Consider the following 23410-nt stretch of genomic DNA (forward strand, 5'->3'; position numbering starts at 1 on the left):
ACCCAAAGTAAAATGGCACAATACTTAATGAGTTATTTCAATATTCTCAATACTAAAGAAAGATTCTTACAAAAACAGTTAATCAAATAAACTAAGCTCTGTACAGTTCCTTAAACTATTTCTGTCGTTCATTAATTAGGAAAAAAATTCTTTTTTTAATAAGGTAATTTTGGCTTCATATGCAGAAGGTGCTCTGTAAAAAGGAGTCTTCTACCTAAAAAGCACATTGTAAAACGACCACTACTTTTGAATCAATTCAGTAGTATTAACGCACGTTAAAATGAAAGAAATTACTTTAATTTTCAGTTTTATCATCATCAGTTTTTCTGTACAAGGAAAAATGATACCCAAATATGTTTTGAAAGAAAAGTATGGCAGTTACTTGGGGAATCCGGTTAAAACGGCAGATGGTACTAAAGTATATTTTAACTTCATGAAACTGATAAACGATGTTCCTAAATATACTTTACTTGAATTCGATGGAACCAATACCAAAGTAATACAGGCACCACTCGAAACATTTCCCGAAGGCTATACAGAAATCGCCACCCAAAATACAGGAACAAAACCTGTTGCTCAAGAATTAGAGTATTATGGGTTTTGTACTTTGTACAAAGGTGAGGTATTAATAGGATATGGCCCTAAGAACACAGCAGGTTCAAAGCATCCTGAGGCGATGCAAACGGAATTACACCGTTATAAGAATGGTAAACACACGCCTTTTTTGATCTCAAGTATCAAGGAAAACCTAGTAAACATGGCTAAATTGGGCAATCCTGAAACAACAAATCCTGCAGAATATGAAAAAATAATGAAATCAATGGAAAACGGTGTAAGTTATTTTGGCAATCCATTAATTTACAATTCGAATCATTTAATATTTGAAGCTACGGTGAATGGTAATTCAGGCTACTACCATTATGATGAAGGAGCATTAACTTATCTTTATAAAGCACCGAAGTATTATTCAATTTTTTCAAATGGCAAAACCAAGTATTACAAGGAGAGAACTTTTGTGTATTCTGTCGTTCACAAAAATCAACTATTCTCAATTGTCCAAGAATCAAAACGGCTAAACAGTCAAAGCCAAGAGGAACATCTTTTAGCAAAAGAATTGCATGTTTACGACCTTAAAAATCACACAGATAAAATATTAACTCACGCTAATTTTAAATCTTATCCAAAAAAAGCCAATAACGCCGTTTACGAAAATTTAATTTATTCTGCTGACGGTTATTTAAAAGAAGCAAGTCATCATTTACGTGTTATTAATAACGAATTGTTCTATACCGGCTTGTTAACGAATGTCGTTGAAAATGTGAATACAGAATCATCCAATAAAAACAATAGGTATGGAATTTTTTATTTTCATGAAGGTCAATTTATACATTACAAACTTACAGGCTACTCTATGGATAATAAACTAGACGGTTTCGTAGGTTCAGCAGGCTATCATCAGCAAGAGAAAATCTACTATTTTATTAATTATAAATACAGAGATTCACCTCGATACAAACTATGTATAAATTCGCCTAATAACAATTTTCAACGACCTATTCAACCAATGAAAATGAAAGGTTATCGATTTGATCTCGTTCCACACACGAATCCATTAACCATAGGAGGCAATTATATTTTTCATTATAAAAGTACAATTGGCGACGACACACATTTTGCTCATGATGGTAAACGCTTCATTTTGTACACTGGTTTTTTGACCAATCAAAAAGGGGAACTAACTGAGAAGGGGTATCCTTCTGATTTTGTCAAATTTGATGGTCGTTATTATGTTCTTTCCGGGGAGAATCATGACATGTTATACGAGTGGATATTCGATAAAACCGAGATGAAAACCGAAGGGTTTTATGATTAAACTTTTTTATAAAACTTTTTTTAAGTACGGGTTGCTGCTAATCTTTTTTTAGTTAAAATCAGGATTTTGAACAAAAAAAGGATCTACTAAAGTTTCTAAAAACTTAATCAACGCTTTCTTCTCACTAGGGGTATAGTGAAAACCTTCTGGTAACTTATTACTTAAGGTTGCACTCATTTTTATTCCATCGCTATAATGATCAATTACTTCATTGAGTGTGTTGAAGCGCCCATCGTGCATATATGGTGCTGTTAAGGTGATATTTCTTAAGGTTGGTACTTTAAACTTCCCTCTATCCGATGCGTTTAATGTAATTTGCGCTCGCCCTAAATCTTCAAACTCTTCGTCTAGTCCATTGTTTTCGAAATTGTAATTGGAAGTTAATGGCTCAGTATGACAGCTTACGCAGTCTCGTTGAAATAATTTATAGCCCTTGTCCTGTTCTACATTAAAACTTGCTTCTCCCTTATATACACGGTCGTAATATGATTCGGAAGAAATTAAAGTTGCCATATATGCTGCCAAAGACCATAATACACGTTGTGCAGTAATAGTATCTTCATTAAATGCGCGTAAAAACAAAGCACGATAATCGTTGTCTTGATATAATTCATCTACAATATGATTCATATCTTCTTTCATTTCTTTCACATTATTTATAGGAGCAAATCCTGTCAATTCGAGGTGATTTACGCCCCCATCCCAAAAAAATGTTGGGCTCCAAATTAGGTTAACTAAACCTATTGAATTTCTATCGGACAAGCTATCATCAACACCAAGACTAAAGGATTTTCCGGGATCCGAAAACCCGGCGCTTTGATGGTGACATGAAGCGCATGAAATTGAATTATCAAAAGATAAAATTGGATCGTAAAACAGTGCTTTCCCCAAATCAATTCCAGCTTGATTTAATTCGAAATTTGCGAAATTATAATGAGGTTTGGGAAAATGACCAGGTTGTTTAATTAACGACACTTCAACAGCCTCCTTTTTACAAGACATCATTAATCCTGTTAAAAATAATATGCTCAAAAAATACTTCATGTTAAAAAAACTCCCAGCTTATAGACTGGGAGTAATTCTTTTTAATTATTCTCAACACGGTCAAATGCGATATTTTCGTAGAAATTTACAGCCATAGTTTGTGCTGCTTCTCCAGGCATATGAATCATTGCTGTTTCACTCACACTCGGAGACCCATGCCATAAACGTGCAGGGTTCGCAATTAAGTGTACAGCACTTGTTTTGTCCTCTTCAATCACTAAATCTTCAGAACTGAATAATACATTCTTTTCCGTCACAATATTATATTCTCCCTGAAAACCTCCAAGGTGAAATGCAAAAGATCCTGACCCAGAATCAGGAGAAGTACCTTCTGCTTTTAACATGATATAACCATTACTCCAACTCCAAAACATACCGTGTGAAACAGATAATGCACCGTCTTGCGCTCCTGATACATTTCTCGTGCTGTCTACACCCAACATGTACGTCATTTCTGTGTAGTTCCCTACTGGGACACCTTCAATTTTTAAAGGATTATCAAGTCCTTCACTTAAATCGACTAAAAAGTAACTTTCTGGGTGTGACCACCATTCGCCATTTTCATTTTTTAATTTGAAATTCGAAATATAATATTTGAACGTTGAAAATTCAAGTTCATCCCCTGTCATGGGATGTTCCAACGTAGTTTCCATATTAAAATCAGCTCCTGCCATACCCCATTTATAATCTACCTCAATATTTAATGTTCCGGTTTCATCATGGTTATGCTCATAGACACAAGAACCGTCATCTTTTTTTGCCTTTTCACTGTAATTTGTTGCGGCCTCATCCGTACAACCTTCTTTTTTACAAGAAGTTAAACTCAAACCTCCTAGTAGAACAATTAGTGTTATATTTTTAATTTTCATTCCTTTTAATTTTTTTAATGAACGTGTAATCAGAACTCAAAACATGATTTTAAATTGAGCACTTTACACACGATAAATAATTATTAATTTCAATTACTTTGCTGAAGTTGAATCTTAAACTTCCAACTATTCATATGTCATTAGACTTATGCCTGTTGAAATAATTGTTCTTCTGGAGGAGTGAAAATAGATTTACCATAACCTTTGTATGGTATGCCAGGCGTATGATAAGTTTGTAGATTGTTTTTAAATAAACTTAACAACTTGAATTTTTGTATATTCTGTTTTGCTTGAAATACGAGTAGCCATGTTGATGATTTCGTTTGCGCTGCTTTGCCAACTTTTTTTTCTTGCCCCGTTAAAAGCTTCGTTATATGACATTTTCCTTTACAGTTTAGTTCTGGTTTATCTTTATTTACACAATGTTTGGCTGTAATTTCTTCTTGATTTAAAAAATAATAAGAAACTATAGAAAACTGCCACAGAGCACTCAATAAAAACAAGTTGACAAACAATAGGGCTAATATGTTTCGCCATGAAATCACGGTACAAAATTAGCAATAATACAATTCGAAACGTCTAAAATATCCCTTTTACATTGGCAAATAATTAGGGTTTATTGAATAATTGTCCAGATGCTTCCATTTTTCGTGTCAAAACGATCCAGTTTACCATTTTCGACGAGATCATTCAATAATGATTCACTTTGCGAAGTAGGTACTCCAGATATCTCAGCAAATTCTCTCAATGTATATGAAGTATAAACCTCAAACAGTTCATTCCACGTTTTCCCATATTCTTGTTTTTTGATTGCTGGATTTAATTTCAATAAAGCCACTTCGTACAAAGCATAAGGTTGTGAACCGTACACGCGTTCATTTGCACCATTTACACCTTCAAAAATCATGGTTGGAAATCCTCTAACATTATATTTTCGAGCAAGCTCCAAGTCTTGACCAAACTTTAATTTACCAATTCCTTCTACGTCATTTTTTAGTTGAACAGGGTCTAAGCCAACTTTTATTGCTGCTTTTTCTATATTTTCCCATTTGGCAATATTCACCTTTTTCAGGAAAACCATTTCCCTGATGGCTCTCATAAACAATTGTGCTTTATTGTAGTCTTGCTCTTGGGCAGCTTTAAAAGCAATTGATGGTGGGTAAGACGAATCTAAAGGATCTTCTAACCAAACATCTCCATCAATGGGCATTTGATAATGCAAACTAACTTCATCCCAATGATGAGCAACATCTGAAGGTTGACTAATTCCACCGCTATTATATGACCAATCAGGCAGCAATCCTCCCATGCGATATTCAATGGTAATACTTTCTCCGTATTCTAATTTCAATTTACGCAATTGCGGTTCAATGCCCCAACACGACGAACAAATTGGATCTGTAAAATAAATTATCTTAATTTTTTCAGTTGTTTTGTCTGTGTTATTTTGGAGTGATTTGTTCTGATTTTCCTTACCCGGAACTTCGCACATCCCAGTTTCAGGATCACATAATAATGGATTGGTTTTATTCTCTTTCATTTCTTTCGATGTCGTTTGTCCCTGACAAGCCGATAGGTTAAAAAAAGCTAGCAGCAGTATCAGATAATTTAAATTCTTGATCATTGATTGAATTAATTATTACCGCAAAATTAATGCAAACTAATTGTATTTTTGCTATTCATTTCCTTTTAGAAAGTAGTTCCCTTTTGGAAACTACAATAAATAATAAATAGACCGATGAGAAAAAAAGCCCAGATCAATGAAACCCCAATCTGCCAATTGAGAATGCAAGCAATAAGCGATGCCATGAGTGTATTATCTGGTAAATGGAAATTCCACATTTTAGGAACTTTAATTGAAGGTAATAAATTAGGCTTCATGGATTTATTGCGTGAAGTGAATGGCATAGGTACAAAAATGTTATCAAAAGAATTACAAGATTTAGAGGTAAATCAACTTATTAGCAGGAAAGTCTTGGACACAAAACCCATCACTGTTGAATATGCAATTACAGAAAATGGAAGAACCTTATCCCCATTAATTGATGAGTTAGCAAATTGGGGCATTGCATATCGCGCTTCTATTTTAAATAAAAACACGAATGATTAATCAAAAGTTTGGCAATTTTGAAATAAAACTTCTTGCTAAACGACCAAAGGTATAGTTAATTAAATAGAACATGAAGGTAATAATAACGGGGTCAACCGGGATGGTAGGCAAAGGCGTATTAATTGAATGTGTCGCTGACAAAAGGACTGAAGAAATTCTTCTGGTAAATCGCAATAGTATTGGAATTAAAGACCATAAAGTGAAGGAAGTTATTCTCCCTGATTTTCTTCAATTTGAGACCATCAAACATGAGTTAGTAGGATATGATGCCTGTTATCATTGCATGGGTGTTTCGTCATCTGGGATGAATGAAAAGAAGTATGAAAAATTAACTTATGATGTTACTGCATCATTGGCTAAAACGCTGTTTGATTTAAATCCTAACATTATTTTCACTTATGTTTCGGGGCAAGGAACTGACAGCAGTGAAAAAGGAAAAATAATGTGGGCTAGAATTAAAGGAAAAACAGAAAACCTGATTCTTAACATGGGGTTTAAAGATGCATATGCATTTCGACCTGGAGCAATTTTGCCTGAAAAAGGAGTTAAATCAAAAACGAAGTGGTATCAACTTTTATATGATATTATGCGACCATTTTATTTCTTACTCCGCAAGTTAAAATCAGTTACCACATCGAGTAATTTGGGTAAAGCTATGATCAATCTAACCTTTGCTCCAGAAACTATAAAGCATATTGATGGTGAAGCGATTAATCGAATTGCAAGTAAAACATAAAAAGAGGAGGCGCTGAAGCAAACGCTTTTAAAAAATAATCAAAAAAATGCGCCTCCTCTTTGCACTAATAACGCCAACGATTGGCAATAGCAACTAATGACAACATCACGGGTACTTCAATTAAAACACCAACAACCGTGGCTAGTGAAGCTCCAGAATTCAATCCAAAAATAGAAATGGCAACCGCAACGGCTAGTTCGAAAAAATTACTTGCTCCAATCATAGCTGACGGTGCACAAACTGCGTGATTTAATTTTAGAAAACGTCCAGCAAACCAACTCACAAAAAAGATAAAATACGTTTGTAGCGTTAATGGAATTGCGATTAAAAGAATGGCCAAAGGGTTTTCAATAATCTTTTGTCCTTGAAAAGCAAAAATCAACACTAAGGTTAGTAATAATGCAAGTATTGAGATTGGTTTTAGTTGCTTTAGAAATTTATTCTCAAACCAAACTTTTCCTTTCTGTTTAATTAACATTCGATTCGTTAAATAGCCAGTCACTAATGGAATTACAACAAAGACAATAACGGAAGTAATTAAAGTTTTATAAGGAATTCCGATTACTTCTCCATTTCCATTTAAAAAACTAATATCGAACCATGAAAAAAGTAATCCAACAATCGGTACAAAGGCGATTAATAGAATTAAATCGTTTACAGAAACCTGTACCAAGGTATAATTTGCGTCTCCTTTTGTGAGATACGACCATACAAAAACCATAGCTGTACAAGGAGCTGCACCCAATAATATTGCACCCGCCAAATACTGTTCAGCATCTTCTGGACTCATCCATGCGCCATACAACATCTTAAAAAAAACATAAGCAAATAACGCCATAGTAAATGGTTTAATCAACCAGTTTACAATAACAGTAAGACCTAGGCCTTTCCAATTTCGTGAAACATATTTAAGCGATGAAAAATCAATTTGAACCATCATTGGATAAATCATTAACCAAACCAAAATTGAAACGGGAACATTTACGGCGCCTATATTCCAATCACTTAATATGCGAATATCATCACCAGCTAAATACCCAACGCCAATTCCTGCAGCAATACACAATATTACCCATAGGGTAAGGTATTTTTCAAAAAATCCAATTTTTAGATCTTCACTCATCTTATTTGATTTTTGAAAAGACATAAAACATTTCTGTCGCAATTTCGAAAGAGCGATAATCGTAGAAAGTTTCTTCTAACGGAGAATCATCAAATAGTTTGGGATCATCGTAACGAATTGGAATTCTTTGCTCACATCCTGCCACAAAAGGACAATTCTCATCTGCATGCGAACAAGTCATTATTGCCGCAAAAGTGCTATTTGGGTTAATTGTGTCATCGTACAACTTTGAATACATCACAATAGGTTCTTTTTGTTCATTCCACTTGACACGTACTTTAGGATTGTTTCCTTTATCAACATCAATATCAAAGCCAAATCGTTGAAGAGAACTAAAGGCACGCGTATTAAAAGCAGTTATTTCCACTCCACCGCTAAACGATTGAGCTGAAACGTTATAATAGTCGGCAGCTACGGTGCTCCATATTTGAGCAAATTGACTTCTTCGCGAATTATGTGTGCATATATAATTTAAGAGAATCGGGGATTCTGCGTTCTTTTTATTTTGAATGAAGCTAACCAAAAGATCCAGTTCTTTCTTACGATTAGCATCAATCGTCTCCAAATCAATCAACTTTATGATTGTTTTAATTTTTTCAAACATGTTTTTTCTTTTTTAGCAGCATCCAGATCCTGGTGTACACGTATTATTCGATGTTGAAGTGGCGTTATTTACCTGATTTTCATCTGTAGGAATTCCACATTTATCTTTTGCTAAGCAGTCTGTTGTCAGCGATTTCAATAAAAAATGATCTCCCTTTAACTCAATTCCGTACTTACCAATTGTAGCTCCTTGATATTCTACTTCAATTTCCTGATTTGTTAATCCTAAGCGTTTTTCTGACAACTCAATGATTGATAACAACTTCTCAGGATGCAAGCGGTGGTCATAATCATTTGCTTCCCACAGCTGAAAATTTACTCTTTGTTCTAATCGCATTGTTCCTCCGCAATCAATAAAGTGCTTCGTAACATTACCTACTTCTGTTACGTGAAAATGTGCAGGAACCAATTCTCCATTTGGCAACTCAAAAGCGATTTTCTCTCTTTTGATTAATTCTTGTTTAAATCTGTCTAAATTCATTTTATCATTTAATTATTGCAATATTACGATGGGTGTATTCAAATTTTTTTAACAGCAATTATCTGCTCCACAACAAGGGTGTTGATCGAAAAAGTTTTCAAAGCTCGCCTTAAACGCTAGCCATTTTTCTTCATCTATACAGTAGCTCATCGAAACACCTTCTATAGTTCCTTTTATGATTCCAATTGCTTTCAATTCTTTCAAGTGTTGACTAATTGTAGCTTGCGCGAGACCTAATTCTTGTACTAAATCAGAATTTATACATGCATTAGCATTTAATAAATGTTGTAGAATCGCAACACGTGCTGGATGCGAAAACACTTTCCCCATCTGTGCAAAAGCATTTTGCTCTTCGGTAAATAAATTTGTTTTAGTTAAACCCATAATTATATTGCAATATTACGATATATAATTCAAAAAAGACATATTTGATTTTATTTTTTTTAGCAGAACTTATGCCTGCATAACTAAAAAGCAAGTTTTCAACCAGTTATAAAACACATATAAATACTGTTGCTTCGGGCTTTTGTTTGGGCAAAATCCATTAATAAACTTAATCAAATGGTTACTAAAATTTTCACAAATTCACACCAATAGCGTTTGTATTTTAGCGCCGAAAAATATTCTAATCAACAACTATGTATAAAAAAACATTCACAATTTTTGCTGTTATAGTCGTTTCCGCAACAAGTTTTGGTCAGCTAGGAAATTTAAAAAATCAGCTAAAAGAAAAAAGTTCAACGGTTTTAAAAACTGACGGTAGTTCGACATCAAAAAAACCAAAAATTATTACTCCAGAAGAATACGCCAAAGAAGTTTATAGTTTTGAAGATCGAATTTTAAAGGTTGATAATAATCAAGCAATCATAAAAGGATTATATAAAAAGGATTTTGAAGATCGCGTAGGTTTAAGTGGATTTTATTATTTAAACACTGTATTTTCAAAGACTCCATCCAGTCATTTCAGCTCTGACACTACAAAAATGTATAGTGGTTTCTCAATTAACTATTCGCCGGACACTTATGACATGCAAGTTCATTTTTCGAGCGAAGACTCGAACTATGCTGTAATTTTAAAAGAATATCAAAAATCGGCTGATAAAGGAAATATGAATTTTCAATTCGGAATTCAAGGCGGTCCACAGGAAATTTTTAATGCAAAATGTTTAGTCCTAGAGCCAGGAGTTATACTTTTTGGGGCCTATGTCTATCATAAGAATGACGAAGTAGGACATCAGTGGATGAATGATTATGAGCCTGAAGCATTCTATATAGCTGCAAAAGACACTTCAAAATTCAAAGAATACCAGGCCAATCCTGAATATACTTCGCAGGTTGTATTTGAAAAATTTGATCGTTTGCGGGAGACGAAGTTAGGTCAGGACATTGCGGAAGCCAAGCCTCTTCCAAAAGAAGGAATGACCAATAGTAAATTAAAAGCTGAAGCTTTGTCGCTAATTAAAAAAACTGCAGATGCCTATCAATGGAAAGAAGAGGTTGAGTATGCCTATATCGTTTCTACCGATTGGGAAATTAAACGATATCCTATTACTGGGATTCCGATGAAAAGAATCGTTAAGGCCATTGTTGTAATGAAAACACCAAAAGGAAACTATAAGCGAGAGGGCTTTTATATAGCGCAAGATTACCTAGAAAACAATACTTATGGGAACACATACATGTTATACAATGATCAACGCATTTATTATGTCAATCCAAACGACGCATTCACCTACAAATAGTTAATAACTCAAAAAAGAAAACCCCTTTTTGAAGTTTCAAAAAGGGGTTTTTAATTCTTAAATTGAATCAGTAATTACCTTGTAAGTAGGATCCTCTAAAACATTCACCTCAATCAACTTATCCGCATCTTTCAACAATTTTCTACAGTCCGTACTGAGATGCTTCAAATGTATTATTTTACCCACTTTTTTATAGCGTTCAGTTAATTTATTTAAGGCTTCAATTGCGGACATATCCACTACTCTACTCTCTTTAAAATCTACCACAACTACATCTGGGTCATTTATAACATCAAATTTTTGGTTAAACACTTCCACTGATCCAAAAAATAACGGACCATAAATTTCATAATGCTTCACCCCATCCTGATCAACATGTTTTCGTGCACGAATTCTTTTTGCGTTATCCCATGCAAAAACTAGGGCTGCTATTATTACCCCAATTAAAACCGCCAATGCTAAATTATGAAGGAACACAGTAACAAGTGTTACAGTTAACATCACAATAATATCGGATTTCGGCATTTTATTAAACGTTTTTAAACTCGCCCATTCAAATGTTCCAATAGAAACCATAATCATTAGACCTGTCAACGCGGCCATCGGTAACTTTTCAATTAACCCTGCACCAAACATTACAAAAACGAGGAGCATAATCGCTGCAACTATTCCTGACAATCTAGCTCGTGATCCCGATGAAATATTAATTAAGGACTGGCCAATCATCGCACATCCTCCCATACCTAAAAGGAACCCAGACAATACATTTGCCGTACCTTGAGCGACGGCCTCTTTATTTCCTCTACCACGGGTTTCTGTAATTTCATCAATAATATTCAAGGTCAATAAACTTTCAATTAAACCAACACCTGCAACAATGGCTGCATAGGGGAATACAAGAACTAAAGTATCCCAGGTGTAAGGTACGTCAGGAATTGCTGGTACTGGAAAGCCTCCACTTACAGAAGCAATATCTCCAACAGTTGTGGTGTCAATATCTAAACCATAAACTAATCCAAATATTACCAAAATTGCCACTAAACCAGAAGGTATCTTTTTTGTTAACTTCGGTAATCCCCAAATTATTGCCATGGACAATAAAACCAACCCAAGAAACGTGTATAGCTGAGTTCCTTCCATCCAAGGAGCATCAGGATCAGTACTATCCACAGTAAATTGTGCGAGTTGTGCAGAAAAAATGATGATTGCTAATCCATTCACAAATCCAAAAATAACCGGATGCGGAACCAAACGCATGAGTTTTCCTAAGCGCAAAAACCCCGCGACTAATTGCAAAATTCCTGCAATAATTACCGTAATAAAAATATACTGCGTTATTTCTTCAATCGTAATATCTGGGTTTTTAACTTTCAATGCCGTAATTAATCCTGTAAAAACTACCGCTACTGCCCCGGTTGCCCCTGAAATCATTCCTGGTCTTCCTCCTAATATGGCTGTAATTAACCCCATAACAAAGGCGGCATATAAACCTGTGAGAGGTGATAAACCAGCGAGTAATGCAAAGGCGACAGCTTCGGGAACAAGGGCTAAGGCCACTGTTAAACCTGAAAGTACTTCCGTTTTATAATCCACCTTTTGGCTCAGGTCGAATAAATTAAAATATTTCTTCATGTATAATTATAAACTTACTCAGAATGAGTTGAATGAATAATTGATTTGAATAATCCTTTTTAAAGGGCGCAAATATAACCATTTAAAATTGCTCACTCTGCAGATCCAATTCGTTTTTTTAATTTTAGGCAGAATTATCGAGACTAATATATAGAAATGAAAGACATTCAAATCAAGGACAATTCTAACCCTAAGCACAGTTTTAAAGTAGCGTATTTTGATGAAAGTAAAAGAAAAACCCTGCCGCATAAACATAAGAACTACCTTGAAATAGTAATACTTTTTGAAGCTAGTGGCTCACATATTATTGACGCTAAAAATTACCCGGTTAATCAACCCATGGCTTTTATTCTAAGACGTGGACAAATACACAATTGGGAGTTGGATGAAGGAATCAATGGATTGGTTTTTATTATTAAAAATGAATACATTAAAAAACGTTCGGACCACCGGTTAAAAATTTTGCTCGATTCACTCACAACCAGTCAGGGGCTTGTTCTTAAAACCATTTCACCACTTAAAGAAATCGGAAAGTTGTTAATTGAAGAATATGATAACCCAACTTATAATGACGATTATAAAGACGGATTATTAAAAGCTTTTTTAGCTGTGCTGCTTTCCAACCGTAAAGAATTAAAATCAGATAAATCGGGGAGTAACCCTTATTATATATCTTTTGTAGAATTGCTAGAGGAACAACAGCCCTATTACTGCAAAGTCAATGATCTGGCGTCACAATTAAACACAAGTCCTCAAAACTTAACCTTAATCTGCAAAAAGGAGTCCGGTAAAACAGCAGTTGAACTGGTCGCTGAGCACGTTTTAAATGAAGCTGTACGCCTTTTGTACTATTCGGAGCTTACCATCGCGGAAATTGCACACCATTTGGGGTTTAATGATGACTCGCACTTTATTAAATTTTTCAAAAGGTATAAACATAAAACACCAAATCAATATCGTTTATACCAAGATTAGCCCTCACCTATTTCAAAAATACCATTAAAGTAAACTTTAACTGTCTAATTTTGCAAATAAAAAAAATGACACAAGGAGAAAAGCTGAAAGAAGTGGCCAGCGTATTTTTTAAATTAGGATTATTTGCCTTTGGAGGACCTGCTGCGCATATTGCGATGATGGAAGCGGAAATAGTTGAAAAGCGCAAATGGATGTCTAAGCAACACTTTTTAGATTTAATTGGGGCTACCAATCTAATTCCTGGACCCAATTCCACGGAAATGACGATGCATTGTGGACACGAACGCGCTGGTTTTTGGGGGTTATTTATTGCTGGATTATCCTTTATAATACCTGCCGTGTTTTTAACAGGTTTACTGGCCTATTTTTATGTTACTTATGGTGAACTACCGAATGTTGCTCCTTTCATTTATGGAATTAAACCTGTTGTATTGGCAATCATAGCTATGGCCATTTTCAAATTAGGGAAAAAGGCACTTAAGTCGGTTCATTTAGGGATATTAGGGGGGATTGTACTCATTTTGAGTTTTCTAGGAATAAATGAGGTTTATTTATTGCTGGGAGCTGGATTAATTGGCGCAATTATTCTTTATGGTTTAGATAAAATTAATTCAAAAACTATGAGACAATTCCTCCCTTTAATTGGAATTCAAGGCGCTACTGCTACAACGGTTGCCTTTACATTAACTTCGATGAAAATATTTTGGATTTTCTTAAAAGTTGGTGCGGTACTTTATGGAAGTGGTTATGTACTTTTTGCGTATTTGGATGCAGAACTTGTTGATCTTGGCTATTTAAGTCAACAAGAATTGTTAGATGCGATTGCAATGGGGCAATTCACCCCCGGCCCGGTTTTATCTACGGCCACTTTCATTGGCTATCAATTAAACGGCTTTAGCGGAGCTTTAGCCGCTACTGCAGGGATTTTCCTGCCTTCATTTATATTTGTCTTAATCTTAAACCCGCTTGTTCCTAAAATGCGTAATTCAAAATTTATGAGTCGATTTTTGGATGCAGTAAACATAGCGGCTGTTGCTGTTATGCTGGGGGTAATCGTAGAAATGGGCAACGAGACATTGGTCGACTGGCGGTCCATTGTTTTAGCCTTAGCGGCTTTCATTACTGTTTTTACCTTTAAGAAAATAAGTCCAATATTCATTATTCTTGGAGGATCTTTAATAGGCTATTTATTGTATTTAATATAGACAAATGCTGCTCGAGCATCCATTAAAAGTAGAATCCTAAAAAAAATTAAAATCAGAGAATAAACCGAATTTAAAAGGCTAAAATTCGACCAAGTTTTTATCTTTAGAACAAAAATTTACAAAATGACAATTGAAAACGTATTAGACCGATTAAAAGAAGGAAATAAACGATTCGTTGCTGATAAATTAGATGGCAAATTACAAAATAGTGCTCGTCGAGATGAGCTAACTGCTGGACAAAGTCCTTATGCTATCATTTTAAGTTGCGCCGATAGTCGTGTTGTTCCTGAACTTGCATTTGACACAGGATTAGGCGAAATTTTCGTAATTCGTGTTGCAGGAAATGTCGCTAACACATCATCAATTGCCAGTATTGAATATGCAGTAGCACATTTGGGAACGCAGGTGATAGTTGTATTAGGACATGAAAGCTGTGGTGCTGTGACTGCTGCCGTAAATGGTGGCGACAATGGCTACAACCTCAACCATCTTCTTTCTCACATTACTCCTTCAGTAGCTGCCTCTGAACAAGGAGCTGAAGTTAATGATGTAGTAAAATTAAACGCAAAAATGAATACCGAAGAGCTCGTTAATCGCTCAAGTATCATTAAAAACGCTGTAGATAAAGGAGCGGTTAAAATTTTACCTGCGTACTATAATTTAGACTCAGGAGCTGTGGATTTCCTATAGCTCTGAAGATTTTCTGATAGGTGGCTTCACAATAGTGAGGCCATTTTTTTTGTCCAAAACTTGACTTACTTACTAATAAGTAAGTATATTTGTTATATGATTTCCACACGGAAAAAAATTGTCGTCATAGCGGATCAACTGATTCGATCTATCGGTTATAACGCCTTTAGTTATGCAGATATTGCCAATAAGCTGAACATCAAAAACGCTGCAATTCATTATCATTTTTCTACAAAAGCAGATTTAGGAAAAGCGGTAATAGAAGAAACCCGAGAAAAATTCAATCAAAATACAAAGACCTGGGAAGACTTACCTTTAATAGAGCAGGTGAAAGCCTTCATTGAAATGTATCGTAAAAATGAAAAAAACGACTGCATATGTTTTATGGGTTCTTTAGGATCCGATTATAATTCGCTACCCGATGAAATGAGGGCAGAATTACAAATCGCTCATGATGAGATTACGACCTGGTTGATTACACGCTTTGACGAAGGTAAAAAAACTGGCGAGTTTAATTTTGATGAAAGTTCGGTTGAGATGTCAAATATGATTACTTCGGGATTGCTTGCTTCATTAATTTTAGAGCGAGTGGCAAAGGCCGACAATTTGGAAAAGATGTGCGAAACTTTAATTAAGCGTATTGACAAAAACTATTCATATGGCAAATAAAAGAGTGGTAATAACCGGTCTTGGTGCAATCACACCGATCGGGAAAACGGTAAATGAATTTTGGCAGAATGCCGTAAATGGTGTGAGTGGTGCGAAAAACATCTCCAAGTTTGACACCTCAAAATTTAAAACAAAATTTGCCTGTGAAATCGTTGATTTTGATCCAAAATTATGGTTAGATCACGGCGAAATAAGAAAAACGGACCTTTTTACACAGTACGCGATTTATGCTGCGTCAGAAGCTATAAAGGACAGTGGTATTGACTTAGATAAAATGTCTCCATTTGATGTTGGTGTCATATGGGGATCGGGCCAAGGAGGAATGACGACTTTTGAAGAAGAACTAGAAACATATCATCAAAATGAAAAAAACCCGAGGTTCAATCCATTCTTCATCCCTAAAATTATAACCAATATGGCTTCGGGTATGATTTCATTAAAATATGGAATCATGGGAATAAACTACAATACGGTTAGTGCTTGTGCAACGGCTAATACAGCTTTAATGGATGCTTTTAATTATATCCGTCTAGGCAAAGCTAAAGCTTTTGTAACAGGCGGATCTGAATCTCCTATTTCAGAAGCTTCAATTGGCGGGTTTAATGCGCTAAGAGCAATGTCAACGAGGAATGATGATCCTGAAGCTGCATCACGGCCTTTTGATAAAAATAGAGATGGTTTTGTAATGGGTGAAGGTGCTGGTGCCTTGATAGTTGAAGATTATGATCATGCAGTGGCCCGAGGTGCTAATATTTACTGTGAGATTGTCGGTGCATCAATGACTGCCGATGCTTATCACATGACAGCAACTCATCCTGAAGGTAAAGGTGCAACAAAAGCTATGCAAATTGCGCTTAAAGAAGCGGGGTTAAATCCAATTGATGTAGATTATTTAAATTGTCATGCAACTTCAACTCCAGTGGGTGATGTTAGTGAAATAAAAGCAATTCAAAATGTATTTGGAGAAGTTCCTGAAAACTTAAAAATCAGTGCTACGAAATCTATGACTGGGCATCTATTAGGTGCTGCAGGTGCAGTTGAAGCTATTCTTTCGATAAAATCAATACAAAACAATATTATTCCACCGACAATTAATGTTGAAAATCTCGATGATTTTATTCCTAAAAACATGCAAGTTGTGACCAATTCCGCTCGCGAGGCAGATGTGAATGTGGCAATGAGCAATGCTTTTGGATTTGGAGGTCACAATGCCATTGTTCTCTTTAAGAAGATATAATCTTATACAAAAAAACCCGTCACGGAATTTCCATGACGGGTCTTCAAAAAATAAATTATATCACTTATATGACTCTTACGTTCACTGCGTTTAATCCTTTTTTTCCTTCTTGAAGTTCGAACTCAACCTCATCGTTTTCACGAATTTCATCGATTAAACCTGAGATGTGCACGAAGTGCTCCTTGTTTGAACCTTCTTCTGTGATGAAACCAAATCCTTTAGTTTCGTTGAAGAACTTAACTGTTCCTTTATTCATATTAAATAGTAAAAATTATTATTGGGTCAAATATAGGCGCAATTATTGGAATACAATAGGATAATTCTAAATTATTGAAAAATAATCGATTATTTTTTTCGTGAAACAACTAAAAACTACAAGATTATCACCAATATTTACAGAGAATATTTATTCTAAAACGTACTCAAAAACTTCTAAAGCATTTATTTTATGAATAAAGTCATTGTCGACGTTCACTTTCATTGTTTTGGAAGGCATTTTTATTTTTGACCCCGTTTTATGATCATTAACAACAAACTTTAATTGGCAGTTTCCGGAATGGTCTGTCACCAATTCGTAAAGCTCATCAATCACCCGATCTGTAATATCACTTGATTCTACTTCCAATAATATTGTTTTTGCTCTTTTCTCTCGTAGTTCGGTCAACAAATCCATACCGGATAATTTGAATTCAAAACCATCTCCAAATTTTCTTGGTTGAATTCGCCCAGTGATGAATACAAATGTACCAACAGCTAGCAAGTGTTTAAATCTAAAATAATCTTCTCCAAAAACAAATATTCGATTGCTATCACCGTAATCTTCAATATCAAATGTGCCAAATGGCTTTCCATGTTTTGTAGTTCGATGTTGAGCATCTGTTATAATTCCAGCTATCCTTAACTCTTGATTTGCATTTTCTTCAAGTTTAGTGATATCAGCTACTGTTCCTTTACAAAAACTATCAATTTCCAATTTATAGTCGTCAAGCGGATGACCTGAAATATAAATACCAACGACCTCCTTTTCTTTACTTAATTTTGTCAAAGTTGGCCAAACATCAGCCCTAGGGGGTTGGGGTTCAGCCACAACCTCACTTTCTCCACCTCCGAACAACGAAACCTGAGACGAATCCCTGTTCTCCTGTACACGGGCTCCATATTTCATGACATTTTCTAAAAACAACCGCCCATTGCTATCCTCTGTAAAAAACTGAGCGCGATGAACTTGTTTAAAAGAATCAAATCCTCCAGCCAGAACAAGACTTTCAAAAACTCTTTTATTACAAGCACGCATGCTCACTCTTGATGTCATATCAAATACAGAAGTAAACCAACCATTTTCTTCTCTTTCTTGTAGAATAGCACTAACAGGCTTAGACCCTACTCCTTTTACAGCACCGAGTCCAAAGCGAATAGCTCCTTCGGCATTTACCGTGAACTTATACTGAGACTCATTCACGTCTGGACCAAGAACTTTTATACCACTTCTTTTACACTCCTCCATAAAGAACGAAACCGATTTGATATCATTCATGTTATTACTCAACACAGAAGCCATATATTCAGCAGGGTAATGCGCTTTAAGATAAGCCGTTTGATAAGCAATCCATGCATAGCAAGTAGAGTGAGATTTGTTAAATGCATAAGCAGCAAAAGCTTCCCAATCGACCCAAATTTTTTCTAATTTCTGTTTATCATGCCCACGTTGGTGACCTTGTTCAATGAATTGAGGTTTCATTTTTGCCAAGAGATCAAACTTCTTTTTACCCATGGCTTTACGCAATGTATCGGCCTCACCTTTTGTAAACCCTGCCAAACTTTGAGAGAGTAGCATTACTTGCTCTTGATAAACAGTAATACCATAGGTTTCTTCAAGATATTCTTTTGTCGCCTCTATATCATACACAATTTCCTCGGTACCATGTTTCCGACGAATAAAAGAAGGGATATACTCTAAAGGCCCAGGTCTGTATAGCGCATTCATGGCTATTAAATCGGCAAAAACAGTAGGTTTTAATTCGCGCAAATACTTTTGCATTCCTGGCGATTCGTATTGGAAAATACCAACCGTCTCACCACGTTGGAAAAGCTCATAGGTTTTTACATCATCGATTGGAAAATTATCAGGATCCAAATCAATATTATGTCGATCTTTTACAATTTTTACGGCATCTTTGATCAAGGTTAGTGTTTTTAACCCTAAAAAATCCATTTTCAATAAGCCTGCATCTTCCGCTACAGAGTTATCGAATTGGGTGCAGTACATATCCGAATCTTTGGCGAGTGCTACCGGAACAAACTTTGTAATATCATCAGGCGTTATTATTACGCCACAAGCATGAATTCCAGTATTTCGCATCGACCCTTCAAGCTTCACCGCCATTCGTACCACTTCACCATGAATATCGTTCCGTTTCGAGACATCTTTCAATTCATTCGCTCTGGTAATATCATCTTGATTATTTCCTAGCTTATCTGCTAAAGCAACATCGTCAAGACCAAAGATTTTGTTCAGTTTGATATCAGGAACAAGTTTTGCCAATCGATCTGCTTCATGTAACGGTAAATCCAATACCCTTGAAGCATCTCTAATTGAAGATTTCGCGGCCATGGTTCCGTAAGTAATAATCTGGGCAACTTGACTTGCTCCATACTTATCAATTACCCAATCAATTACTCGTTGTCTACCCTCATCATCAAAATCAATGTCAATATCTGGCATTGAGACCCTTTCTGGATTCAAGAAACGCTCAAATAGCAAATCGTACTCCATTGGATCTATATTTGTAATCTTCAAGCAATACGCGACTACCGAACCTGCTGCTGAACCACGTCCTGGACCAACTGAAACTCCCATATCTCTGGCCGCGGCAATAAAATCTTGCACAATCAAAAAATAACCAGGATAACCTGTATTTTCAATAGTTTCTAACTCAAAATCTAATCGTTCAGTAATCTCAGGTGTAATTTCCCCATACCGTTCTTTTGCACCGACATAAGTCAAGTGCCTCAAATAATTGTTCTCTCCTCTTTTGCCTCCATCATCAAGGTCTTTATCATCTCTAAATTCAGCTGGAATATCAAAAGCTGGAAGTAGAATATCTCGGGCCAAATCAAATGCTTCGCATTTTTCAGCAATTTCTTGGGTATTTTCAATTGCCTCTGGTAAATCAATGAAAAGTTTTTTCATTTCTTGGTCGGACTTGAAGTAATACTCTTCATTCTCTAGACCATATCTAAATCCTCTTCCTTTACCCTTCGGAGTTGAGCGAAGTTCACCATCTTTTACACATAATAATACATCGTGCGCAGCAGCATCCGATTTTTCGATATAATAGGTATCGTTGGTTGCAACTATTTTTATATTATGTTTTTTATGGAAGGAAATTAATGTATCGTTAACACGATTCTCCTCCTCCGTTCCATGCCGATTGATCTCAATGTACAGATCATCTCCAAATTGTTCTTTATACCAAAGCAATTTTTCTTCCGCCTGATTTTCACCAACATTTAAAATTAAACTTGGAATTTCTCCATAAACATTACCCGTTAAACAAATGAGGTCTTCTTTGTAAGTTTCAATTAACGTATGATCAATACGTGGAACATAATAAAACCCATCTGTAAAAGCAGCGGATGACAGTTTAGCAAGGTTATGGTACCCCTTTTGATTTTTTGCCATCAAAACGAGTCGTGAACCGTTATCCTTGTTCGATTTATCTTTGTGGTCTGCGCATACATTAAACTCACATCCTACAATTGGCGTAATTGGTTTTCCATGATATTCTTCGCCCTTTTCTGCTGCCGCTGTTGCTTCTGAAGCTATTTTTTTATTGTGATTGAGCACTTCTCTTACAAAGTGAAAAGCGGCCATCATATTCCCGGTATCTGTTAAGGCTACTGCGGGACTTTCATTTTCAACCGCTTTTTTAACTAAATCTGCAATTGTTATCGTAGATTGCAGGATAGAAAATTGAGAATGGTTGTGCAAATGTGAAAAACGAACTTCTTTTAATCGTTTTGTATTTTTTGCGATATCAATATCCGCTGAATCAGGAGCATCTTCTTCAAGCGTTGCTTTTATTTTAGCACTCGCTTCCTGAAGATTAACATGACTAAGGCCTACAGGTTGAAAAGGCTGACGGTTCTTTTCTATAAAATCACGTAAATAGGTATCGCTTGCTTCAAGCTCCTCTCCCGTATAATTCCCTGTTCGAATTAATTCAAAAAAGCACCGAGTAGTGGCTTCAACATCAGCTGTTGCATTGTGCGCCTCATTAAAAGGCTCACCAAATAAAAACTCATGCAATTCTGTTAAGGTTGGTAATTTAAATTTACCTCCCCTACCTCCTGGGATTTGACAAAGTTCTGCCGTTTTTTCCGTACAGGTGTCTAATACCGGCATATCATTTAATGCTGTATTGACACCTTGTCTATGGAATTCGCATCCCATAACGTTATTATCAAAGCCAACATTTTGACCAACGACGAACTTGGCTTTGCTTAATGCCTCGTTAAATTCTTCTAATACCTGATTTAGTGGAACACCATCTTGCTCGGCAAGTTCTGTGGAAATCCCATGAATTCTTTCGGCATCATAAGGAATGTTAAATCCATCAGGCTTTACGAGATAATCTTTGTGTTCTATTAAATTTCCATATTCATCATGCAGTTGCCATGCAATTTGAATACAACGCGGCCAATTATCGGTATCCGTGTATGGTGCATTCCAATTCTTGGGTAATCCCGTGGTTTCGGTATCAAAAATGATGTACATGAGGCTAGAAAATTCTATTTATTTGAACCCTCTAAATTAATGTAATTTTCCCTCAATTCCACATGAAGTTTTCAACATTTCGAATCAATTGTCCTCTAATTTTATTGAAGAATATTAGCCGCAACATTGTGGTTTTCTTCCATTTTTACTGTCAAGATAATATCTCCATGAACAAGGCTAAAAGGAGTTGTTTCTTTTAAATTGGTATTTGAGTCTTTTTCATGAATTGATTTCAATACCAATGTATTATCCATCACATCTTTTTCAAGTTTAAATGATTGACTAATAGTTTCACTGTCTGATGCTCGCTCCTCCCTATTGTTTAACGTAGAAAAGTCTTGAGTTAGAATTATATGATCATTATTCAAATATTTCCAAGTTCCAACTTCTGTATAACTCAATTCATTTTGTCTTTTTTCTGCTGCTATGACAACCTTCCACTCCCAAGTTTTATCATTGTTCAACTCAAATTTACCCGCTTTCAATCCTTTTGTTTTAATATCATGCAAACACCAAGATGAATCGGGTTTTTGCTCATTCCACAACCATTTGGAGGAAAATTCATCGACAATATTACCATCCACCGTTAATGTTTTACGCTCAGATACTCCGTCATTTTCATTAATTACTAAATGTGATTTGGAGAGGTTAATCAACTCATAATTCCCACATACTCTACACACGTCATCTTCTTCTACACAGGCTGTCAATGCAAATACTATCCACATTGCAACGAATATCCATTTCGTCATCAATTCTACATTTTTATAAATTAACGGGTTTAAAGGGCCTCTTACAAAGAATAATTGAGGTACTCTTCGTAAACTTTCTTACCTTTAATAACGGTAAACAACTGAAAAGTGTTGGTTATTTTATCAAATTTAATTGTATGTCTATTATAAAAGATTTTACAGCAGGATTTTCCTTTGCAATTCGCCTGATTTTAAAGCGAAATTTATGGAAGTATTTTATTCCTTCAATATTAATTGGGTCTCTATTTTTCTTGTTATTTAACGGAGGTTTAAATCTTGGTCGATCTCTCAGTTTTATGGAAGATTGGTGGGGCATTGGTTGGATCATTTCTAAATCGAAACTGTTCGTTTCATTTTTAGGATTTATGATTCTTGAATTTTTCATTCTTGTTGCGCTCTCCCCAATCAACTCTTATTTTGCCGAACAAACGAAAGAAGAGATTACGGACATTCCGACTGACTTTTCCATAATTATTTTCTTAAAGTCGTTAAAAAGAATGGTTGTAATTTTGTTATTTGCCTTTTTTATGCAATGCCTAATCTCACTCTTTTTATGGGCATTTTCATTTGTTTTGGGAGACCAATTTTACGAACTAGCCAGTCTTTTAAATGTCTCTTTTTTTATAGGATTTTCTTTTTTTGATTTTTCTTTAGAATTGGATGATGTTAACCGAAAAGAAAGTTGGAAGTTTGGCAAGAAAAATTGGTTGTCATGTATTGTAATTGGATTACTTGTTAATTTAGGAATTTATTATCCACAGAAGCATGACCTCATCATTGTATATTTTATTTCAATTGTGTTCTTACCTCATATATTGACCATAATTACGAGTTATCTGTATTATAACTCAAAAAAAAAGTCGCCTCAAATTGAGACGACTTGATCTTTTTT

Annotated in this window: 22 protein-coding genes; 10 read left to right on the top strand and 12 right to left on the bottom strand. The window is 35.3% G+C overall.

The annotated features are described in order from the left end of the window. Positions 1–280: 280 nt before the first annotated feature. A complete protein-coding gene (locus A8143_RS14010; protein WP_066759423.1) occupies positions 281–1873 on the top strand; it encodes a hypothetical protein in 1593 nt (530 codons plus the stop codon). A gap of 48 nt (positions 1874–1921) precedes the next feature. Here A8143_RS14010 and A8143_RS14015 read toward each other — a convergent pair whose 3' ends face one another. From A8143_RS14015 to A8143_RS14030, 4 genes are all read right to left on the bottom strand, one after another. Next, positions 1922–2917, bottom strand: a complete 996-nt coding sequence (locus tag A8143_RS14015) for a cytochrome-c peroxidase (RefSeq protein WP_066759424.1) — start codon at positions 2915–2917, stop codon at positions 1922–1924. A 41-nt stretch (positions 2918–2958) separates the two neighbouring features. Continuing rightward, positions 2959–3786: an MbnP family protein gene (locus A8143_RS14020; RefSeq protein ID WP_066759426.1), complete on the bottom strand. Its 828-nt coding sequence runs from the start codon at positions 3784–3786 to the stop codon at positions 2959–2961. Positions 3787–3932: 146 nt separating this feature from the next. Next, a complete protein-coding gene (locus A8143_RS14025) occupies positions 3933–4301 on the bottom strand; it encodes a hypothetical protein (protein WP_175437550.1) in 369 nt (122 codons plus the stop codon). 101 nt (positions 4302–4402) lie between these two features. Further along, positions 4403–5326: a DsbA family protein gene (locus A8143_RS14030; RefSeq protein WP_066759562.1), complete on the bottom strand. Its 924-nt coding sequence runs from the start codon at positions 5324–5326 to the stop codon at positions 4403–4405. A 198-nt stretch (positions 5327–5524) separates the two neighbouring features. Between A8143_RS14030 and A8143_RS14035 the strand changes: the two genes are divergently transcribed. Further along, positions 5525–5896, top strand: coding sequence for a winged helix-turn-helix transcriptional regulator (locus A8143_RS14035; RefSeq protein WP_066759431.1), 372 nt, complete (start codon positions 5525–5527; stop codon positions 5894–5896). Between the two features lie 70 nt (positions 5897–5966). After that, complete coding sequence (locus A8143_RS14040) at positions 5967–6632, top strand: Rossmann-fold NAD(P)-binding domain-containing protein (protein WP_066759432.1); 666 nt, start codon at positions 5967–5969, stop codon at positions 6630–6632. A 64-nt stretch (positions 6633–6696) separates the two neighbouring features. Here the strand turns inward: A8143_RS14040 and arsB are convergent, their stop codons facing one another. From arsB to A8143_RS14060, 4 genes are read right to left on the bottom strand one after another with little or no spacing between them, the layout of a single operon-like run. Then, positions 6697–7755, bottom strand: a complete 1059-nt coding sequence (arsB, locus tag A8143_RS14045) for an ACR3 family arsenite efflux transporter (RefSeq protein WP_175437551.1) — start codon at positions 7753–7755, stop codon at positions 6697–6699. 1 nt (position 7756) lies between these two features. Then, a complete protein-coding gene (locus tag A8143_RS14050) occupies positions 7757–8359 on the bottom strand; it encodes a low molecular weight phosphatase family protein (RefSeq protein WP_066759434.1) in 603 nt (200 codons plus the stop codon). 12 nt (positions 8360–8371) lie between these two features. Then, positions 8372–8839: a DUF6428 family protein gene (locus A8143_RS14055; RefSeq protein ID WP_066759436.1), complete on the bottom strand. Its 468-nt coding sequence runs from the start codon at positions 8837–8839 to the stop codon at positions 8372–8374. 48 nt (positions 8840–8887) lie between these two features. Next, a complete protein-coding gene (locus tag A8143_RS14060; RefSeq protein ID WP_066759438.1) occupies positions 8888–9223 on the bottom strand; it encodes an ArsR/SmtB family transcription factor in 336 nt (111 codons plus the stop codon). 254 nt (positions 9224–9477) lie between these two features. Between A8143_RS14060 and A8143_RS14065 the strand changes: the two genes are divergently transcribed. Further along, positions 9478–10581, top strand: a complete 1104-nt coding sequence (locus tag A8143_RS14065) for a hypothetical protein (RefSeq protein ID WP_066759439.1) — start codon at positions 9478–9480, stop codon at positions 10579–10581. A 57-nt stretch (positions 10582–10638) separates the two neighbouring features. Here the strand turns inward: A8143_RS14065 and A8143_RS14070 are convergent, their stop codons facing one another. Then, positions 10639–12213, bottom strand: a complete 1575-nt coding sequence (locus A8143_RS14070) for a SulP family inorganic anion transporter (RefSeq protein ID WP_066759440.1) — start codon at positions 12211–12213, stop codon at positions 10639–10641. Between the two features lie 156 nt (positions 12214–12369). Between A8143_RS14070 and A8143_RS14075 the strand changes: the two genes are divergently transcribed. The 5 genes from A8143_RS14075 (at position 12370) to fabF (ending at position 16989) form a co-directional block, all read left to right on the top strand. After that, positions 12370–13188 (top strand): AraC family transcriptional regulator, encoded by an 819-nt coding sequence (locus A8143_RS14075; protein WP_066759441.1) that lies wholly within the window; start codon positions 12370–12372, stop codon positions 13186–13188. A gap of 65 nt (positions 13189–13253) precedes the next feature. After that, a complete protein-coding gene (chrA, locus tag A8143_RS14080) occupies positions 13254–14393 on the top strand; it encodes a chromate efflux transporter (RefSeq protein ID WP_066759444.1) in 1140 nt (379 codons plus the stop codon). Positions 14394–14516: 123 nt separating this feature from the next. Then, positions 14517–15083 carry a carbonic anhydrase gene (locus A8143_RS14085; protein ID WP_066759445.1) on the top strand — a complete coding sequence of 189 codons (567 nt, stop codon included), beginning with the start codon at positions 14517–14519 and terminating at the stop codon, positions 15081–15083. Between the two features lie 96 nt (positions 15084–15179). Beyond that, positions 15180–15752, top strand: coding sequence for a TetR/AcrR family transcriptional regulator (locus A8143_RS14090; RefSeq protein WP_066759446.1), 573 nt, complete (start codon positions 15180–15182; stop codon positions 15750–15752). After that, a complete protein-coding gene (gene fabF / locus A8143_RS14095) occupies positions 15742–16989 on the top strand; it encodes a beta-ketoacyl-ACP synthase II (RefSeq protein ID WP_066759447.1) in 1248 nt (415 codons plus the stop codon). Before A8143_RS14090 ends, fabF begins: the two co-directional genes overlap by 11 nt. A gap of 64 nt (positions 16990–17053) precedes the next feature. Here fabF and A8143_RS14100 read toward each other — a convergent pair whose 3' ends face one another. The 3 genes from A8143_RS14100 to A8143_RS14110 form a co-directional block, all read right to left on the bottom strand. Further along, entirely contained in the window at positions 17054–17245 is a 192-nt protein-coding gene (locus A8143_RS14100; RefSeq protein WP_066759449.1) for a cold-shock protein, read from the bottom strand. 150 nt (positions 17246–17395) lie between these two features. Then, complete coding sequence (gene dnaE / locus A8143_RS14105; protein ID WP_066759451.1) at positions 17396–21766, bottom strand: DNA polymerase III subunit alpha; 4371 nt, start codon at positions 21764–21766, stop codon at positions 17396–17398. 101 nt (positions 21767–21867) lie between these two features. Beyond that, a complete protein-coding gene (locus A8143_RS14110) occupies positions 21868–22518 on the bottom strand; it encodes a hypothetical protein (RefSeq protein ID WP_066759453.1) in 651 nt (216 codons plus the stop codon). 137 nt (positions 22519–22655) lie between these two features. On the opposite strand from A8143_RS14110, the gene A8143_RS14115 reads away from it, so the two are divergent. After that, positions 22656–23402: a hypothetical protein gene (locus tag A8143_RS14115; protein WP_066759455.1), complete on the top strand. Its 747-nt coding sequence runs from the start codon at positions 22656–22658 to the stop codon at positions 23400–23402. The last annotated feature ends 8 nt before the right edge of the window (positions 23403–23410 follow it).

This window comes from Crocinitomix algicola (genome assembly GCF_001661595.2).
GTDB classification, from domain to species: Bacteria; Bacteroidota; Bacteroidia; order Flavobacteriales_D; family Crocinitomicaceae; genus Crocinitomix; species Crocinitomix algicola.

Bases quoted from the DNA above. Each gene is read 5' to 3' on its own strand.
- dnaE (WP_066759451.1), bottom strand. From the start codon at position 21,766: ATGTACATCATTTTTGATACCGAAACCACGGGATTACCCAAGAATTGG.
- A8143_RS14070 (WP_066759440.1), bottom strand. From the start codon at position 12,213: ATGAAGAAATATTTTAATTTATTCGACCTGAGCCAAAAGGTGGATTAT.
- arsB (WP_175437551.1), bottom strand. From the start codon at position 7,755: ATGAGTGAAGATCTAAAAATTGGATTTTTTGAAAAATACCTTACCCTA.
- A8143_RS14090 (WP_066759446.1), top strand. From the start codon at position 15,180: ATGATTTCCACACGGAAAAAAATTGTCGTCATAGCGGATCAACTGATT.
- A8143_RS14110 (WP_066759453.1), bottom strand. From the start codon at position 22,518: ATGACGAAATGGATATTCGTTGCAATGTGGATAGTATTTGCATTGACA.
- A8143_RS14015 (WP_066759424.1), bottom strand. From the start codon at position 2,917: ATGAAGTATTTTTTGAGCATATTATTTTTAACAGGATTAATGATGTCT.
- A8143_RS14055 (WP_066759436.1), bottom strand. From the start codon at position 8,839: ATGAATTTAGACAGATTTAAACAAGAATTAATCAAAAGAGAGAAAATC.
- A8143_RS14060 (WP_066759438.1), bottom strand. From the start codon at position 9,223: ATGGGTTTAACTAAAACAAATTTATTTACCGAAGAGCAAAATGCTTTT.
- A8143_RS14100 (WP_066759449.1), bottom strand. From the start codon at position 17,245: ATGAATAAAGGAACAGTTAAGTTCTTCAACGAAACTAAAGGATTTGGT.
- A8143_RS14075 (WP_066759441.1), top strand. From the start codon at position 12,370: ATGAAAGACATTCAAATCAAGGACAATTCTAACCCTAAGCACAGTTTT.
- A8143_RS14020 (WP_066759426.1), bottom strand. From the start codon at position 3,786: ATGAAAATTAAAAATATAACACTAATTGTTCTACTAGGAGGTTTGAGT.
- A8143_RS14040 (WP_066759432.1), top strand. From the start codon at position 5,967: ATGAAGGTAATAATAACGGGGTCAACCGGGATGGTAGGCAAAGGCGTA.
- A8143_RS14035 (WP_066759431.1), top strand. From the start codon at position 5,525: ATGAGAAAAAAAGCCCAGATCAATGAAACCCCAATCTGCCAATTGAGA.
- fabF (WP_066759447.1), top strand. From the start codon at position 15,742: ATGGCAAATAAAAGAGTGGTAATAACCGGTCTTGGTGCAATCACACCG.
- A8143_RS14115 (WP_066759455.1), top strand. From the start codon at position 22,656: ATGTCTATTATAAAAGATTTTACAGCAGGATTTTCCTTTGCAATTCGC.
- A8143_RS14085 (WP_066759445.1), top strand. From the start codon at position 14,517: ATGACAATTGAAAACGTATTAGACCGATTAAAAGAAGGAAATAAACGA.
- A8143_RS14030 (WP_066759562.1), bottom strand. From the start codon at position 5,326: ATGAAAGAGAATAAAACCAATCCATTATTATGTGATCCTGAAACTGGG.
- A8143_RS14065 (WP_066759439.1), top strand. From the start codon at position 9,478: ATGTATAAAAAAACATTCACAATTTTTGCTGTTATAGTCGTTTCCGCA.
- chrA (WP_066759444.1), top strand. From the start codon at position 13,254: ATGACACAAGGAGAAAAGCTGAAAGAAGTGGCCAGCGTATTTTTTAAA.
- A8143_RS14010 (WP_066759423.1), top strand. From the start codon at position 281: ATGAAAGAAATTACTTTAATTTTCAGTTTTATCATCATCAGTTTTTCT.
- A8143_RS14050 (WP_066759434.1), bottom strand. From the start codon at position 8,359: ATGTTTGAAAAAATTAAAACAATCATAAAGTTGATTGATTTGGAGACG.